Raw genomic sequence first — 18,043 nt, 5'->3', positions numbered from 1 at the left:
GTTCTAATCGTCAAAACGTGGGCGATCAGAATAGATCAAGAATAAAAAAGCTCTACAGAATAGGGCGTAGAGCCATTTTATAGGGGTATTTTAGGACGAGACAGGGTCTTAATTGTGCTCGGTATTCATTGAGTTATGAGGTCGCGTTTGTATCTAACCCACCTTGGGTCTGCGCATGTCTAAGCGCTTCCTGTCTTTGAACTTCTTTGTCTGTTAATACGGGCTGAAGTGTTTCCTCACAGGCTTGAGGAGAGAAAATAAAATATTTATTGATCGTCATAACTGTGTCTCCGTGTAACGTATGACTGATTCTGCATCAAGGATAAATTGTGATCATCATCCACTTTGTACTTTTTTTAGGCTGAGAGTGGAGGGCGTAGAATGTGTACAAAGTCATCGTTTATCATCCTGATGCAAGGTATAACTGACGAAACCCTCTGTTTCTAGTATAGGAAGCTTGCCTAATTTCGCACAATAATGATTTAGAGCAATTACATACATGGCTAGGGGCGTAAGATAAAAACCTCGCTACTGACTCTACGTAAGTAATCCAATAGCAAATAATTACTTATCTACATAAATAATTAAGTCAGTCACTCAATCACTCAATCCATGGTGAGATGAATTATGGAAAAGCTTGTCGAACGCTTCCTCAATTACGTTACTTTTGATACCAAATCCGATCCTTCTAATCAGCAATGCCCAAGTTCTCCGGGTCAAATCACGTTTGCTGAAGCCTTAAAAGCAGAATTGATCGCATTAGAGTTAGCTGATGTCTCTCTAGACCAAAACGGTTACTTGATGGCAAAGCTGCCGTCGAATGTTGATTACCCAGTGCCATCCATTGGTTTTGTCGCACATATGGACACTGCACCTGATGCTTCTGGTTTAAACGTTAAACCCCAAGTTGTTAAAAACTACCAAGGCCAAACCATTGAGTTAGGTGACAGTGGTGAGAGCTTGAACCCGAGCCAATACCCAGATCTTAATCACCTACATGGACATGATCTGATCACGACAGATGGAACGACTTTGCTTGGCGCTGATAATAAGGCGGGCATCGCTGAAATCATCAGTGCAATTGCTTATCTGAAAGCGAACCCTGAAATCAAACACGGTGACATTTGTATCGGCTTTACGCCAGATGAAGAGATTGGCCGTGGCGCGAACTTGTTTGATGTGAAAAAATTTGGTGCTGAGTGGGCGTATACTATTGATGGCGGCCCTGTCGGAGAGTTGGAATTTGAGAACTTTAACGCCACGAGCGCCGATGTTATTTGTCATGGTGTGAACGTTCATCCGGGTACGGCAAAAGGTAAAATGGTCAACTCAATGAACATTGCGGCGCAATTCCAGTTGATGATGCCTGCGCAAGAAACACCTGAGTGTACTGAAGGTTATGAAGGTTTCTACCACTTGAAATCGGCCGAAATGGGCGTGGCGCGTTCTGAATTAGGCTACATCATTCGTGATTTTGAGCGAGAAGGAGTCGAAGCGCGTAAAGCATTCATGCAACAGAAAGTGGATGAGTTAAATGCGCGTCTTGAGAAGGGCCATGTTGAGTTGGTGTTGACTGACAGCTACTTCAATATGAAAGAGATGGTAGAACCACATCAACATATTATCGAATTGGCTAAGCAAGCGATGATTAAGTGCGATGTTGAGCCAATGATTAAGCCTATCCGAGGTGGTACGGACGGTGCTCGCTTGTCGTTTATGGGGTTACCATGTCCGAATATCTTTACTGGTGGCTATAACTTCCACGGTATTCATGAGTTCATTACGATTCAAGGTATGGAACAGGCGGTTAAAGTGATTGTTGAGCTGTCTCAACGTACCGCAGTTCACTACAAAAAATAGCAGCTTAGAACGCGAACTCTCTTGATATTGTTGAGAGTATTCAATAGTACTCTCGTTAAGCAAAGGGCGTTCGCGATCAAACAATCAGTATAATTTTGCACCCACTTAGCCGTGGGTGTTGTTGTTTTTGGGCTGGGTGTTACTGCACTGCCTGTTTTGAACGATTGAATGCGGTTGTGATTTGGTGTGAAACTTTTGGTCAATTTATTACTTCTGCCAAGATAAAATGATAGCCTTATCTCTATAGTTAACATAAGCATGCAATCGAGCGCTCTCAAATGAGTGTTTGTCCATAACGCCGTTTGTGGCTGTTTTTTTGTAAAGCTAATCGTCTCAAAGCGAAAGGAATAAGTAATGGAAAAGATGTGGCAAGTAATAGATTTCCTGCTCGCGCATAAGTTTATTTTCAGTGCTCTGATCATCGGTATTATTTTGATCATCCGACGCATCACATTATCTCAGATCCGAGGTGATGTTGCTTTCCTGAGCGAAGATCAACGGAATTGGATGTCACGCACTAAGAACGGTACCTTTGCCGTGATCGTATTTACGATGTTCGTTTTGTGGAAATCGGAAATAAGCGAGTTTGCCCTGTCTGTGACGGCCATTGCTGTCGCGATAGTCGTTGCTTCAAAAGAGATCATCTTGTGCTTTACCGGTTCAATTCAACGAGCGAGTTCTCGTTCATTTCGAATCGGTGATTGGATTGAGGTAGGCAAAATAAGCGGAGAGGTTATTGAGCATAATTTGATGGCGACGGTTATTCAGGAGATTGACCTTTATCATGGGCAATATCATTTCACGGGTAAAACGGCGACGCTGCCCAACAGTATGTTTTTTACTTACCCGGTGAAAAACCTGAATTTCATGAAGCGTTATGTTTATCACAGCTTTACCGTGATCGTAAAAGAATTCGTTAACCTATATCCAATGTTGCCGGGACTGAACATTAAAATTGAAGAACATTGTGACGAATTTATTGATGTTGCACGCCGTTATAACAGTGTGATTGAAAAGCATGCAGGTGTAGACCTTCCGGGGCCTGAGCCTCATATCCACATCACGAGCAGCTCAACGGGTGAGCAAGAGGTCCACTTTATGATTTTTTGCCCAACAGAAAAAGCGGTTCATTTAGAGCAAGATATTCGGAAAGCGTTTATGGAAGCCTACGCGCTGGAATTCCCAGCCGTCAGTTAATTTGCTTGTTTTTGTTATCAACCAGCGGCATTAATAATGCTTGTATTCACTTATATGATTTCATTTTAGAAAGCAGAAAGCAGAAAGCAGAAAGCCGAGAGCGATAGGATCGACTCTCGGCTTTTTTGTTCGGTAAATCTAGGGGGGAGGGCTCAGTCTAATTCGGCAAGTGGTAGCCAATCAATGTGTACGCCTGCTTGTTCAAACATATCTTGGCTTACTTTGATTTTATCTCCCCAACGAGACAAGAAGTCTTCACTTTGCTCTGGGCAGTGGACAGCAGAGATACCCGTTTGAATTATCTTGGCTGCGCAGTTTGGACAAGGAAAATGAGTCACCCAGATTTCACAGCTATCTAAATCACGTTTAGCGAACAGAATGGCATTCTCTTCAGCATGCAGTGTTTTGAGATACTTCATTTCACGATCATCGGTATCGGCACTGTCTGATACGCCATGAGGGTAACCATTAAACCCGACTGAAACGATGCGGTTATGCTTGGTTATGACAGCACCAACTTGTGTTGATGGATCTTTACTCCAAGAGCCAACTAGCTCAGCCATTTGATAAAAACGTTTAGCCCATTTTGAAATCATGTGAATTACCTTAAGTAATTAAATATGAATGCTTATCTAACAAGATACAGGATGTGCGTTAATATACCTAGTTGATCAAAGTGTTGAAAGGGTTTTGGATTAAAATTGTTGCTTATTTGTAATCGCATTATAAGCATCGGGTTGCCTGTTACACACTGATACATATTCCAAATAACAATTGATATTCCTCGGACATTTTAGGCATGGGTGTTACGTAACTTTCATACTGTTCAAATTCTTATTAGTGACGGTATAACCATGCGTAAAAAGTTAATCCTTACGGCTCTTGCAAGCTCTCTTTTTCTTGCTGGATGTGGGCAAGATGCCCACAATGCCAAGCAAGCGCCATTACCTCTCGTAGCTGTACAGGATGTTAGCGTTATTTCTCACCAGCAAAGTAAGTCGTACATCGGTCGTATTGAAGCGGTTGAAGATACGGCGATCACGGCGCAGGTTTCGGGCTACTTACAAAGCCGCCATTTCAAAGAGGGACAAATGGTCGAGAAGGGCCAGCTGCTCTATTCGATTGAACCATCGCCATTTGAAGCTCAAGTCGCCAGTGCAAAAGCATCGGTTGCTCAAGCGAATGCGAACCTTAAAAAAGCAGAGCTTGACTTCAATCGTGGTAAAAACCTCCTTCCTAAAGGCAGTATTTCTCAATCGGAATTTGATGCTTTAACGGCAAATTTATTAGGTTCTCAAGCTCAGCTTGAAGCTAGCCAAGCTCAGCTTAATGCCGCGAATGTTCAACTTTCTCACACCCAAATTATCGCGCCTTTTTCTGGGAGAATTAGCGACACCAAAGTCAGTCAAGGGGACCTCGTTTCACCCTCCTCAGGAGTACTGACTACTTTGGTTAGCTTAGATCCCATTCATGCATCGTTCAGCATCAGCGAGCGTGAGCGTATAGAGTTGGGTATGGATCGTATTGAAGGCGATGGCAGCAGTAGCTCTGATCGCGTTGATGTTGAGATTGTGTTGGAAAACGGTGAGGTTTTCGAGCACCTAGGTCAGCTGGATTTCTTAGGCAATCGTATCAATCTCAATACTGGTACGATCGCGATGCGCGCGATTGTCGATAACCCTGCACAACAACTTTTGCCTGGCCAACACGTACGCGTAAATCTGCGTGATAAAAAAGCAATAGATGTTGTGACGATTCCTCGCCGTGCCGTTCAAACCGATTTAGAAGGTGATTTTGTGATGGTGTTAGTCGAAGGTGATACCACACCAGTTGCTGAGCGTAGAAACATCCAAATGGGTCGACAGGTTGAAGAGGGGGTGATTGTTCATTCTGGCCTAGAGAAAAACGACGTGGTCATCACTCAAGGCCTACAGCGTGTCCGTAATGGTATGTCTGTTCGTATTCAACCTTCTGCTGAACAAGCGGAATAAGGGAACTATTTATGTTAAGTCGTTTCTTTATTCAAAGGCCTAAGTTTGCCCTTGTTATTTCCATCATATTAACGCTGGCAGGCGCGATTTCTCTCGCTATTTTGCCAGTCGCTGAATATCCAAAAATAAGTCCGCCTTCTGTCAGTGTTTCTGCATTCTACACGGGGGCAAGTGCGGAAGTGGTAGAACAGGCGATAGCCGACCCCATAGAGACTTCGGTTAACGGCGTTGAAGATATGATTTATATGTCTTCTAAAAGTGCAAACGATGGTTCATACAACCTTAATGTCACCTTTGATGTTGGTACGGATCCAGATATGGCTCAGGTCAACGTCCAGAACCGCGTTGCTCAAATTGAATCGAAGCTTCCACAAGAAGTAAGAATGGTGGGTGTAACGGTTAAGAAGCGTTCTCCGGACCTGTTGATGGTATTGAACTTCTATTCGCCAAACGGTGAGTATGACGATCAATTCCTGATCAACTATGTAAACTTGAACATTAAAGACCAATTAGCACGTGTGTCGGGGATCAGTGAAGTAAACGTGTTGGGTGGCGGTGAGTACTCGATGCGTGTTTGGTTAGACCCGGAGAAAATGGCAACGCTTAACTTAACCACATCAGATGTGTACGGAGCATTGGCAGAGCAGAATGTTCAAGTCGCGGCAGGTCGTATTGGTGCTGCGCCATACGCTAATCCACAAGAGGTACAGTTCAACTTAGTCACCAAAGGTCGACTCGAAACGGCTGAGGAGTTTGAAAATGTTGTCCTTCGCGCTAATCAAGATGGTTCAACGGTTTACTTAAAAGACGTTGCACGCGTCGAGCTCGGTAAAAAGTTCTACGACGGCAATGGTAAATACCGTGGTCAAGATGCTTCAATCGTAACACTGTCACTTCAATCAGATGCGAACGCGCTGGAAAGTGGTAAAGCGGTCATGGCAATGCTCGACAATTTGAGCAAAAACTTCCCTGAAGGCGTCGCTTATGAGGCCAGTTATGACACCACATTATTTGTAGCAGAGTCGATCAAAGGCGTCGTCAAAACATTAATTGAAGCCATTTTATTGGTTATCGCGGTGACATACCTGTTTTTGGGCAGTGCTCGTGCAACCTTGATTCCTGTAGTGGCGATACCAGTCTCTTTGATTGGTACTTTCGCGGTAATGCAAATGACAGGGTTTACGATCAACACCGTAACCTTGTTTGGTTTGATATTGGCGATTGGTATCGTAGTTGATGATGCGATCTTGGTTATTGAGAACGTCGATACTACGATGGCCAAAGATCCAACCATTTCACCGCGTAAAGCCACCCTTATTGCGATGAAAGAAGTGACCGGTCCGATCGTTACTTCAACCTTGGTTCTGTTAGCGGTATTCATCCCAGTGGCAATGCTACCAGGTATCACGGGAATCATGTATCGTCAGTTCGCTCTGACTATCTGTATCGCGGTGGTTATCTCGTCGATTAACGCATTAACACTTTCCCCAGCATTGTGTTCACTGGTTCTCAAGCAAGGTGGTGGAAATACGGCGCGTTGGTATCAAGCGTTTAACCGTGGTCTTGAATCAGTCACCAATAAATACGGTCAAATTGCAGGTTTCCTCGTGAAAAAGGGAGCTTTGCTGTTTACCTTCTTTGTGGTGGCACTGGCGGCTGTTACTTACTTCACCAAGACAACGTCAACGGCATTCGTTCCTCAAGAAGATAAAGGGATTTTGCTGGTGAATGTTCAATTGCCCGATGCGGCGTCTTTGTCCCGTACAGAAGAGGTCACTGAGCAATTGCTTGAAATGGTTGAGCAAGAGCCTGGGGTTGATGGCGTAACACTGGTTAATGGTTATGCATTCATGACGGGCGCTTCCGCGTCGAATGGTGCGTCGCTTTTCATTAAACTTCACGATTGGGATATGCGTAATGCGTTAAAGGGAGAGCATTCAGCTCAAGCGATCTCGCAGCGTATTAATGGTCGAGCAGCAACGGAACTGCCTCAAGCTATCGTCTTTGCTATGGGACCACCTGCGGTGCCAGGTATGGGCGCGGCTTCTGGTTTCGAATTTGTTCTTGAAGACACATTAGGTCGTAGCCGTACTGATTTAGCGATGGTTATGAATGACGTGATTGCTGAGGCCACGAAACAGCCAGAGATTTCACACACATTCAGTACCTTCCGTGCCAATGTACCGCATTACTATGTCGACATTGACCGTGAGAAAGCGCAACAACTTGGTATTCCGTTGTCGAAAATCTTCCAAACGCTACAAGGTAACCTAGGTTCACTCTACGTGAATGATTTCACCATGTTTGGTAAGAATTTCCGCGTAACCATGCAAGCTGACAGTGAACACCGTAGTAGCATGGATGACCTACAACGATTCCACGTTCGTTCGTCTAATGGTGAGATGATCCCATTAAGTACCTTAGTTACGTACGACCAGATCTTCGAACCGGATGTAGCATGGCGCTACAACATGTACCGAAGTGCCGTGATCCAAGGGCAACCCGCTCCGGGTTACTCAAGTGGTGATGCGATTGCGGCTATGGAACGGGTGGCGGCAGATGTATTGCCTCAGGGTTATCAGTACGAATGGACCGGTATGGCATATCAAGAAGTTCTTGCTGGCAACCAAGCCATTTTCGCTTTTGCATTGGCATTGATCTTCATCTATCTGTTTATGGTCGCTCAGTACGAAAGCTGGACCATACCCATTGCCATTATCTTAGTGGTACCCGTTGCGACTCTCGGTTCCTTTTTAGCCTTGAACCTGACAGGGACACCGTTGAACCTCTATGCACAAATTGGTTTAGTGCTCTTGATAGCCTTAGCCGCAAAGAACGCCATCTTGATTGTGGAGTTCGCGAAAGTTGAACGTGAAGAAAAAGACACATCAATCGAAGATGCCGCTGTGAAGGGGGGAACACTGCGTTTCCGCGCTGTGAACATGACGTCTTGGTCGTTTATCTTAGGTATCTTCCCGCTTATTTTTGCTGCGGGTGCGGGTCACGTGAGTCAGAACTCGTTGGGTATTTCACTGATCGGTGGTCTGTTATGTGTATTACTGGCGGGTACGTTCTTAATTCCCGGTTTCTATGCTTTCGTGCAACGCAAGCGTGAAAAGGCACACGGTGGTAACACGAAGTTGATTCCTCTCGATGATGAGTAAAGCGCATCAATGCTAAGTAAACTGACCGTTTATAATAAAGGCTTGGTATTGTTCTAAGCCTTTTATATTTCAATAGGGAATCAATAAAACAATACATATAACCAAATGTTTATTTTTTGATGGAGCTAAAAGTCTAATTTTAGGTTTGTAATAAAATGATGTTTTATTGATAACGTTTTGTTTTTAAACGAGTTATTGGGGTTCAGCTAACGTGTGTATGCTCGAAAAGGTTTGCACAATAATGTGAAGTGTTTCAAAATTAACGTGTTACATTGAAATTTATTACGCATTGAGGTTCTTATGAGAGTCATTGATTTATTTAAACATCGAGGCGAAGGCGTGTCTTCGCAACACTCAGAGTTTATGCAATGGATGTCTCCAGCTCTTAAAGATTACTGGGGCGATTTTCTAAATCGTACTCAAAATAGCCATTTTTTCGCGTGGGTTCGTGATCACCATATACCTGCGGTAAATGAAGATGCTCCTGATATGCCAATTGAACAACCGATCCTTCTAAAGCCGGAAGCACAACGTGTGTTTGATGAGCTTAATGAACAAATTGGTGAAGTGATTCATACTGGTGATTGGATCAATGTAAGTCAAGAACGTATTAATCAGTTCGGCTTAGTGACTGAAGATATGCAGTGGATTCATACTGAACCTTCGAAGGCAGAGACCGACTCTCCGTTCAAAACAACCATCGCCCATGGTTTTTTGACCTTATCTCTGCTTCCTCGATTGACTGACAGTGTCGATCCGGATAAATCTCAATTCCCGACCGCTAAGATGGTTGTGAATATTGGTCTTAACCAAGTACGTTTCCCATATCCGGTGAAATCAGGCAGTAACGTCCGTGCTAAGAGTACACTGATAAAAGTTACGCCAATTAAAAAAGGCTTAGAGATTGAGCGTGAAATTCGTGTCGAAATCGAAGGGGTTCGTCGCCCTGGGGCTGTGATTGTTTCGGTCATTCAACTGCACTTCTAATCGACCTATACTCGATACCTAAAAAGAGAGAGCCTAATGCTCTCTCTTTTTATTTGTGTTCTATCCGACCGCAAGCGTTGACCGCTTATCGCTTACTTTATAGGAGTGTAGCCATACTCTTCGATAAGTTCTTGTGCCGGCTTTGACTTGACGAACTTGATGAAATCTTGAGTCTCGCGAGAAACAGTATCGATTTTGTATAGCAGTAGGAATGGGCGAGCTAAATCATAGCTGTGGTTGGCAATGTTCTTTGATGTAGGCTCGATGCCTTCAAAGGTGAGGGCTTTGATTGAACGATCGATAGAACCAACAGAGATAAAACCAATCGCATGTGGGTTGTGGTTTACAATTGTTTTGACCATGCTGTTGCTGTTCACCACCAAGTTATTTGGGTTGATATCAGACACCAGACGATCGTTAATGATCTTCGTTAAGCCAAGCAAGCTTTCGAAGCTATAACGGGATCCTGAAGACGCTTCACGAGTGACCACTGCGATAGGTTGATCTGCACCACCAATGTCTTTCCAGTTTGCGATCTTGCCTTTGTAGATATCGAACAGTTGTTCGCGGGTAACGTTATTAACACCGTTTGAACGGTTAATAATGACGGCTAGACCATCAAAGGCGATTGGAAATACCTTCAATTTTTCGTTCTGTTCACGGTTGGTTAAGTAGCGTGAACTCATACCGATATCAGACACACCTTTATCCACCATAGTAATACCGGCTGTAGAACCTATGCCTTGGACTGCAACATAATTGTCAGGGTGAGTCTTATTGTACTCTTCTGCTAATACATCCATCACTCGTGCTACAGAGGTCGACCCCGAAATGCTGGTTTGTTGTGCAAAAGCAGTTTGGGAAAAGAGGGGTAAGGATAAAAGAGAGATAAGTGCGACTCGTAACATAGATAATTCCAAATTGATGACATTTGTCGAATATCATAGGTCGGTTACATGACATTTTTGTGAAATTCTAAAAGCACGATGTGGTTGGTGTTTTAAAGTAATGCACCTTTGGAATAGGCGGGGATGTTTCTGGGAGCAAGGCCGGTATTTTGTTGGCGCGAGTTAGCTAAAATGTGGGTTGAGTCCTAAGCTAGTTAAACGCACTCACGACTGAGAGAGATGCTAAGAAGTTACAAGGGGTGTTATGTCTGTTACTCATATTGAACTGAATCGTCTTTTAAGCGGGGCTGAAAGGCTCTGTACTTGCCGTAATCGCAGTTTACCGGTTGAGCTAGGCAAATCCTTGTTTGAAGTGTACAAGGGCGGTGTACTGTTTTCTCAGGCGCATTATCTACTCGACTCTTCACACAGTCATTATACCAATGAGATTGCCTATGTAACCTTTGATGAGTCGTTATCTTGTTGGTTAGTGATGGTGCCCGTTGGTGAACAGGCGGAATGTGACTCAGTAAATTGGGGACCTTATCCTTACCTACCTCAATCGAAGGATCTTGACGCTATTCTGACTGAGATAGAAAAAGATCCTAAATCGTACTTCTGGTCATGATCCGGTCACTTTAACTTATACTGGTGGTTTTAAGCCAAAGTGAATTCCTTTTCAGAAGTTTCAAACGAATATATCGCGAGCAAGCTATATTTTTTATATTTACGACTTGATACGTTTCCGTCGATTTTTTTCGATTAATGCACGAAAGTCTTTCGGTGTCTGACCGTGATACGCTTTAAAGGCGGTACTGAAGTGTGCGGCACTTTTAAAACCGGACTCATAAGCGATTTGAGTAATCGATTTGTTTGATGCTCTGAGTAGAGTTGCAGCGTGCGCAATGCGCTTAATTTTCAATAGGTTTGAAAATGATAGGTCTTCAGCGGACAAACGACGTTTAAGCGTAGCGGGAGACATCCTCATATAACGGGCTAACGTATCCAATGAGATACTGTTTTCGATGCTATGATCGATGTAATGGATGACTTTCTGTGTCACCGTCAGATTTGAAGCTTGAGCTATCGTCAACAATAAAGCCGGGTATTGCTCGACCATAAGGGATAGCAGGCCTAGGCTTAATTGAGTGAGAGCATAGTTATTTTGAGTTGATGAATTCGCCAAAGATAGGATAAGTTCTTTTAACTGATGTATCTCAATGTCAGTTTTGTTGAATTTAATGTGTTCATCAGGCTGTCGATTTAATTCAAAATCACCAAACTGATTCATAAAGGTTTGGAAAATAGACAAATCAAAATCTAAATAGGTGGCACTAAACTCACCATACTCAGTGTTAATGGTGATGTCTTTGAGCTGACTTGAATTGTAAAGAGTAAAGTCACCCGCTTGCAGTGAAGCTTTTGAACCATCGGGTAAATTAAAAGAAATACGGCCTTTAGATACGATGAAGATACCGTTTTTAGAGGCTGGATAGCGTTCTCGTTTTCTTGGGATGAAGTTTCTGATATGAGTAACTGTGATCAATGACATAGCGTGCTTCTTTAACGTTGTAAATTGAATGCTTAGAGCTTATTTTCCAGTATTATTTAAGAATGAGACCTCGAAAAAAGGCGCTAATCATTAGCGCCTTTAGAGTTGAACCTTGTGAGCTTTTAAGCTTCGGTTCCGTTTGTCGTTTCAGGCTCGCTAGGCAAGTCCGCAAATACTTGAGTAGGTTTTGCTACTAAATTACGGTTTTCTTGATTAACTTCTGAGAGCACAACTTCTAAAACGTCCCCCAATTTGTATACCATTTCTTTATCGATAGAAACAGTACCCATTTCACCGTTGCACTCTACTCTTTCTTTATTATCAACAATGAGAGAGCCTGGGATAAAGGCAGCCGCACCATTTTCAAGTAAACGTACACGCATACCTGCACGGTTAATATCGAAAATCTCAGCTTGGAAACAAGTTTCTTCTGCTGGAGCATTGGCGAGAGTGCGAGCATACAACCAATCACCAACATTACGTTCAGCCATGCCGTGGTGACGGCGGTGCAGGGCAAGTTCATCACCAATGGTTTCATCTGGTGTTTGAATGGGTGCTTTACCTAGGATGTGTGCTTTTAGCATACGGTGGTTAATCATATCGCCGTATTTACGAATTGGAGAAGTCCAAGTTGCGTAAATATCTAACCCCATCGCGTAGTGTGGTGCAGGCTCATTGCTGATCTCGCTGTACGCTTGGAACTTACGAATACGGTTGTCGTAGTAGCTGTTGTCTAAAGAACCTAACCAACGACGTAGAGTCGCAAAACCTTCTAGAGAAACGATTTGTTCTTCAGTGAACGGCGTTTCCGCTTGCGGATTTACCAGTTCAAGAACATCAGAGACTTTCTCAGCCTTGAAACCAGAGTGGCAGTTAAACACACCTTGGTTGAAGCTCTCTTTTAGTACTCGGCCCGCACAGATGTTCGCGCTGATCATGGCTTCTTCAACCAGCTTGTTTGCGCTACGACGCATGTCAGCGTGGATAGCGACAACATCGTTATCTTCGCTAAGTTGAAAACGGTAGTCAGGGCGATCTGGGAACACAACAGCGTTTGCTGAGCGCCATGCTGAGCGTGCTTGAGCGAACTGGTGAAGATCAGAAACAATGGCAGCAATCTCTTCTGATGGTTGCCATTTCTCTGATGCCCCTGTTTCTAGCCAGTCTGATACGTTGTCATAAGCAAGACGAGCATGAGATTTGATGTTTGCAGCGAAGAAGTGAATGTCATCACCGATAACGCCGTCTTTAGATACCGTTACTGTGCAGCAAAGTGCAGGGCGAACTTCGTTCTCGATCAGTGAACATAGGTTGTCAGCAAGGTCGCGAGGTAACATTGGGATGTTACGACCTGGAAGATAAATTGTGAAACCACGCTCGCGCGCCACTTTATCCATCGAATCATCTGGAGAGATGTAAGCTGTTGGATCCGCAATCGCGATAGTCAGCTCAAAGTCACCGTTCTCTTTCTTCTTCGCGTAAAGCGCATCATCCATATCTTTTGTGCTTTCGCCATCGATAGTCACGAAAGGGATGTTTGTCATGTCTACACGTTCAAGATCGGCGTCGTCGTTGATTCGCCAGTTGTCGATGCCTTCAGGTTCGCTGTTTGGTAGGTCGTTTTGTGCCAGCGTTACCCACCAAGGGGCAATTTTGTCGTCAGCGTCTGTGATTTTCTCAGAGATCTGAGCTAAGAAGCCATTGTCACCTTTTAATGGGTGCTGAACGATATGAGCAACGACCCAGTCACCTTCTTTAAGCGTTTCTGGGTTTAGGCCCTTCTTTGCTTTCGCTTTAAGTTGCAGCTTTTTCAATTGCGGATGATCAGGGACAACGTTCAGTCGACCTTTGAAAAGTTTAACTCGGGCGATGAAGCGAGTAAGACCTTGTTCAACCAATTCCTCTGGTTCGGCCACTTCACGATCTTTCTCCGTACGAATGATGGCAATGACCTTGTCACCATGTACACATTTCTTCATGTACGGAGGCGGGATAAAGAAGCTTGTTTTGCTATCAACTTCGAGAAAACCAAAGCCTTTTTCAGTGGCTTTGATAGTGCCTTCCTTTTTAGGGAGTGTTTCTTGGATTTGCTGCTTGAGCTGAGCGAGTAGAGGATTATCTTGAAACATCTTACTTTTATCTAACGAGAACAATTGAGCACACTATAATCATTGCGAGGGCCGATTACTACTTAAAGCCGAAGTGGACTTAAATTAATTACCCACTTATTTGATTGAAATGATCAACGGTGAAGAGATATTCATCAAGTTTTGACCAAATGATGGTCAGATTTGATATAAAACCGGAAAATATGTGATGTATTTCAATTTTTTCTGGCTTTTTTTATGCATTTAGGGAATAATCCGCCTCCCTTAGACGTCCCTAATGGCTTGAAGTGTTTTATTACTGCTTCGTAACTCTGAATGGAATCAGTATCTGATTGGATCAGTATTGGAATTGGTAGAGCTCCCGGGACCTTTTGTTTTTTTATATATAGTGGGATCCCAATGTCCGAATCTGTAATTCAATTCAATGAATTAGCCCTAAACGATAACATTCTTTCAGCTCTTGATAGTATGGGTTTCGTTTCTCCGACTCCAATCCAAGCAGCAGCAATTCCTCTTCTACTTGAAGGCCGTGACGCACTAGGTAAAGCACAGACTGGTACTGGTAAAACAGCCGCATTCTCTCTGCCTTTACTTAACAAAATCAACCTGAACCAACACAAACCACAAGCAATCATCATGGCTCCTACTCGTGAGCTAGCGATTCAAGTTGCTGCGGAAATCAAAAACTTAGGTCGTGACATTAACGGTCTTAAAGTTCTTGAAATCTACGGTGGTGCTTCAATTGTTGACCAAATGCGTGCTCTAAGCCGCGGCGCTCACATTGTTGTAGGTACTCCAGGTCGTGTTAAAGACTTACTGACTCGTGACCGTCTACACCTAGATGAAGCACATACATTTGTTCTTGATGAAGCAGATGAAATGCTAAAAATGGGCTTTGTAGATGATGTTACTTGGATTCTTGAGCAAGCGCCAGAATCTGCACAGCGTGTACTTTTCTCTGCAACTATGCCTCCAATGGTTAAGACTATTGTTGACCGTTACCTACGTAACCCGGCTCGAGTTGACGTTGCTGGTACTAACCACACAGTGGACAAAGTCGCGCAGAATTACTGGGTTGTTAAAGGCGTAGAGAAAGACGAAGCAATGTCTCGTCTTCTTGAAACTGAAGAAACTGACGCGTCTATCGTATTCGTACGTACTCGTCAAGACACTGAACGTCTCGCTGATTGGCTATCTGCACGTGGCTTCAAAGCTGCTGCATTGCACGGTGATATTCCTCAGTCTCTACGTGAGCGCACTGTTGATCACATCAAACAAGGTGTTATCGATATCCTAGTTGCAACTGACGTTGTAGCACGTGGCCTCGATGTTCCACGTATCACTCACGTATTTAACTACGACATCCCATTCGATGTTGAATCTTACATCCACCGTATTGGTCGTACTGGCCGTGCTGGACGTAAAGGTAAAGCGATCCTACTCGTTCGCACTAACCAAATTCGCATGCTTCGCACAATCGAGCGCGTAACTAAGTCATCGATGGAAGAAATCCAACTTCCTCTACGTGACCAAGTTGCTGCTGCACGCGTTGCTAAGCTTGGTGCTGAACTTGAAACTGAGAAAGAGAGTAAAGCACTAGAAAACTTTGCAGGTCTTATCTCTACTCTTCAAGAGTCTCTAGACGTTGATGCTGCTACTCTAGCTGCAATGCTTCTTAAGCGTCAGCAAGGTAAGAGCCCACTATTCTACGTTGGCGAAGACCCAATGATCGCGGCTATTGAGCGTGATAAGAACCGTCGCAAAGAGCGTCGTGAAGATCGTGACAACGGCCGTGACGGTGGTGGTCGTAACTTCAATACTCAAGATTGGGATACGTACCAACTACAAGTTGGCCGTGAGCAAGGCGTTCAGGTTAAAGACATCGTTGGTGCACTAGCAAACGAACTTGGCCTAACTAAAGGTTCTATCGGTGCTATCAAGCTAGACCAAGGTTCGACTTACGTTCAACTGCCAAAAGCAATGAACTCTGAAACGGCTGGTAAGCTAAGCAAACTTCGCATTCGTCAAAAAGAAGCTGGCGCTGTAGTGGTTGATTTCAACGACTTCCGTGAGCCTCGTCGTGGCGGCGGCGGTCGTGATGGCGGCGGCTACCGTGGTAACCGTGAAGGTGGCAACCGCGAAGGTGGTAACCGTGAAGGCGGTCGTGGTGGATACCGTGGCAACCGTGACGGTGCTCGCGATGGTAACGCTGCTGGCGGACGTGATGGTGAACGTCGCTTTGACCGTAACCGTGGTGGTGATCACCGTGGTAACTTCCGTGGTGAACGTGGCCATGGCAACGCAGCAGCTGGTAATGGCGGCAACCGCGGTCGTCGTCCAGAGCGCAGCGAAGGTTAATCAACCTTTAGCTTGAACAAAGTATTTAGAAGCCGAGCATAATGCTCGGTTTTTTTATACCCAGAACACTACTCTTTTTTGGTGTGTTACCGAATTATTGGGCATACGCAGTCAAACAGGCATCTTTATGCTGTTGTTCATTGCTCATAACTTTAGGGGTATTTGAAGCATTTAAATTGACTGAAAGAGTGAGCGCAGTCGTTTGCTTTATCAATTTATTGTATTATTACTCAACTTTTTTTTAATTTATCTCTCGAAATAAATAAAATGATGACGAAGATCAACTTAATAGTGTTCATTTGGCGACTTTTGCAAAACAAAAGTTGAAACATTCAAAAATTATTGAATAATGGGTTTAACTAAAATTTCATCCAATTCGTAAAGAAACAGGAACCATATCCAATGTCTAATTCGTTTGTTCTGGTTATTAACTCGGGTAGTTCATCCCTAAAATTTGCTGTAATCGATTCTGTTTCTGGTGAGGCAGTATTAAGTGGTCTAGGGGAATGTTTTGGTCTTGAAGATGCTCGTATGAGCTGGAAATATCAAGGTGAAAAAACTGAAATTGCCATTCAAGGTGAAGATAGCCATCACAAAGTTGCTATTGGCAAATTGGTTGGCCTAATGGAAGCTCTTGGCTTCACGGCTGATATTGTGGCTATCGGTCATCGTATTGTTCACGGCGGCGAGAAATTCACTCAAACCGTTCGCATTACTGAAGAAGTAACCAACGAGATTGAAAGCCTATCTGATCTTGCTCCACTTCATAACCCAGCAGGTGCTATTGGTATCCGTGCTGCGATTGAAGCTTTCCCTTCTCTGCCTCAGTTCGCTGTATTTGATACGGCTTTCCACCAAACAATGCCACAGCGTGCATTTACTGGTGCAATCGCTAAAGAACTTTACACAGATTTCGGTGTTCGTCGTTACGGCTTCCACGGTACGAGCCACTACTTCGTAAGCCGTGAAGCTGCGAAAATGCTAAACAAACCGGTTGAAAAGTCTAGTTTCATTTCTGTTCACCTAGGTAACGGCGCATCGGTATGTGCTATCAAAGATGGGAACAGTGTCGATACTTCTATGGGCTTTACACCACTTTCTGGCCTAATGATGGGTACACGTTGTGGTGACCTAGACCCCGGTATTATCGAATACCTTCTTAAGAAAGGTTGGTCACAAGAGCAAGTCTTCAACTCTCTTAACAAGGAGTCTGGCTTCCTAGGCGTGTCTGGTCTTACGAGCGATGCTCGTGGCATTTTAGAAGCAATGGAAGAGGGCCATGAAGGCGCTAAGCTCGCTTTCGAAGTGTTCACATACCGCGTAGCTAAATACGTTGCTTCTTACCTTGCAACGCTAGATTCTTTAGACGGCATTATCTTTACTGGTGGTATCGGCGAGAACGCTTTACCAATTCGTCGTGAAATTCTAAACAGCCTTAAGATCCTTGGTTTTGTTGAAGATGTCGCAGGTAACGAGGCGGCTCGCTTTGGTGCTGAAGGCATCATCGCTAAGTCAGAAATGTTAGGCGCTGTTGCAATGGTTGTCCCAACCAACGAAGAATTCGTGATTGCTCAACAGTCGGTAGAACTTCTGTAATAGATTCTAAGAAAATCAGATAATGAAAAGCGAGCCCAAGTGGCTCGTTTTTTGTATGCGCCCCATAATCCCACGGGGCGTTTTAATTTCAGTGTGAGACGTTCCAAGGCAGAAGAGAGTTAATATCAGGCTCTGGCTTTGCCAGTTCTTTCATACATTTGACCATGTAATCGTAGAGTATCAGTCCGTTCGCTTTCGCCGTCTCGATGATGCTATACAGCAAAGCACTCGCATCAGCACCAAGCGGATTCGTCGAGAATAACCAATTTTTTCTGCCAATGACCAGCGATTTGATTGCGCGCTCTGCTCGGTTGTTGTCGATAGATAAATGCCCATCTTCAAC

Annotated in this window: 14 protein-coding genes and 1 pseudogene; 9 read left to right on the top strand and 6 right to left on the bottom strand. The window is 44.1% G+C overall.

The window, feature by feature from the left end:
* Positions 1 to 133: 133 nt before the first annotated feature.
* Positions 134 to 280: a hypothetical protein gene (locus tag L4B77_RS13680; protein WP_429751051.1), complete on the bottom strand. Its 147-nt coding sequence runs from the start codon at positions 278 to 280 to the stop codon at positions 134 to 136.
* Between the two features lie 347 nt (positions 281 to 627).
* On the opposite strand from L4B77_RS13680, the gene pepT reads away from it, so the two are divergent.
* From pepT to L4B77_RS13665, 3 genes and pseudogenes are all read left to right on the top strand, one after another.
* Positions 628 to 1,860, top strand: coding sequence for a peptidase T (gene pepT, locus L4B77_RS13675; protein ID WP_429751049.1), 1,233 nt, complete (start codon positions 628 to 630; stop codon positions 1,858 to 1,860).
* Positions 1,861 to 2,021: 161 nt separating this feature from the next.
* Positions 2,022 to 2,090, top strand: a pseudogene (locus L4B77_RS13670) (DM13 domain-containing protein); the annotation flags it as partial.
* A gap of 124 nt (positions 2,091 to 2,214) precedes the next feature.
* Positions 2,215 to 3,057 (top strand): mechanosensitive ion channel family protein, encoded by an 843-nt coding sequence (locus tag L4B77_RS13665; RefSeq protein WP_261840714.1) that lies wholly within the window; start codon positions 2,215 to 2,217, stop codon positions 3,055 to 3,057.
* Between the two features lie 152 nt (positions 3,058 to 3,209).
* On the opposite strand, the gene L4B77_RS13660 is transcribed toward L4B77_RS13665, so the two are convergent.
* Positions 3,210 to 3,653: a dCMP deaminase family protein gene (locus tag L4B77_RS13660; RefSeq protein ID WP_261840715.1), complete on the bottom strand. Its 444-nt coding sequence runs from the start codon at positions 3,651 to 3,653 to the stop codon at positions 3,210 to 3,212.
* Positions 3,654 to 3,911: 258 nt separating this feature from the next.
* Between L4B77_RS13660 and L4B77_RS13655 the strand changes: the two genes are divergently transcribed.
* From L4B77_RS13655 to L4B77_RS13645, 3 genes are all read left to right on the top strand, one after another.
* Positions 3,912 to 5,048 (top strand): efflux RND transporter periplasmic adaptor subunit, encoded by a 1,137-nt coding sequence (locus L4B77_RS13655; protein WP_429751047.1) that lies wholly within the window; start codon positions 3,912 to 3,914, stop codon positions 5,046 to 5,048.
* 11 nt (positions 5,049 to 5,059) lie between these two features.
* Positions 5,060 to 8,212, top strand: a complete 3,153-nt coding sequence (locus tag L4B77_RS13650) for an efflux RND transporter permease subunit (RefSeq protein ID WP_429751045.1) — start codon at positions 5,060 to 5,062, stop codon at positions 8,210 to 8,212.
* A gap of 300 nt (positions 8,213 to 8,512) precedes the next feature.
* Complete coding sequence (locus L4B77_RS13645) at positions 8,513 to 9,199, top strand: MaoC family dehydratase (protein WP_261840718.1); 687 nt, start codon at positions 8,513 to 8,515, stop codon at positions 9,197 to 9,199.
* Positions 9,200 to 9,291: 92 nt separating this feature from the next.
* Here the strand turns inward: L4B77_RS13645 and L4B77_RS13640 are convergent, their stop codons facing one another.
* Entirely contained in the window at positions 9,292 to 10,107 is an 816-nt protein-coding gene (locus L4B77_RS13640; protein ID WP_429751043.1) for a phosphate ABC transporter substrate-binding protein, read from the bottom strand.
* A 244-nt stretch (positions 10,108 to 10,351) separates the two neighbouring features.
* Between L4B77_RS13640 and L4B77_RS13635 the strand changes: the two genes are divergently transcribed.
* A complete protein-coding gene (locus L4B77_RS13635) occupies positions 10,352 to 10,714 on the top strand; it encodes a DUF3024 domain-containing protein (RefSeq protein ID WP_261840720.1) in 363 nt (120 codons plus the stop codon).
* A gap of 99 nt (positions 10,715 to 10,813) precedes the next feature.
* Here the strand turns inward: L4B77_RS13635 and L4B77_RS13630 are convergent, their stop codons facing one another.
* Both L4B77_RS13630 and rnb read right to left on the bottom strand, forming a co-directional pair.
* Positions 10,814 to 11,638 (bottom strand): AraC family transcriptional regulator, encoded by an 825-nt coding sequence (locus L4B77_RS13630; RefSeq protein ID WP_429751041.1) that lies wholly within the window; start codon positions 11,636 to 11,638, stop codon positions 10,814 to 10,816.
* Between the two features lie 122 nt (positions 11,639 to 11,760).
* Complete coding sequence (rnb, locus tag L4B77_RS13625) at positions 11,761 to 13,767, bottom strand: exoribonuclease II (RefSeq protein WP_429751039.1); 2,007 nt, start codon at positions 13,765 to 13,767, stop codon at positions 11,761 to 11,763.
* Positions 13,768 to 14,145: 378 nt separating this feature from the next.
* On the opposite strand from rnb, the gene L4B77_RS13620 reads away from it, so the two are divergent.
* Together L4B77_RS13620 and L4B77_RS13615 are read left to right on the top strand one after the other, a co-directional pair.
* Entirely contained in the window at positions 14,146 to 16,104 is a 1,959-nt protein-coding gene (locus L4B77_RS13620) for a DEAD/DEAH box helicase (protein ID WP_489686498.1), read from the top strand.
* 402 nt (positions 16,105 to 16,506) lie between these two features.
* Positions 16,507 to 17,700: an acetate/propionate family kinase gene (locus L4B77_RS13615; protein WP_429751035.1), complete on the top strand. Its 1,194-nt coding sequence runs from the start codon at positions 16,507 to 16,509 to the stop codon at positions 17,698 to 17,700.
* Positions 17,701 to 17,788: 88 nt separating this feature from the next.
* On the opposite strand, the gene L4B77_RS13610 is transcribed toward L4B77_RS13615, so the two are convergent.
* Positions 17,789 to 18,043, bottom strand: a 255-nt coding sequence (locus tag L4B77_RS13610) for an IS66 family transposase (RefSeq protein WP_429751033.1), incomplete at its 5' end; no start/stop codon positions are given.

Origin of the sequence: Vibrio minamisatsumaniensis, assembly GCF_050337445.1 — a bacterium.
In the GTDB taxonomy this organism is placed as follows: Bacteria; Pseudomonadota; Gammaproteobacteria; order Enterobacterales; family Vibrionaceae; genus Vibrio; species Vibrio artabrorum.
This window is presented reverse-complemented; position numbering and strand designations above follow the sequence as displayed.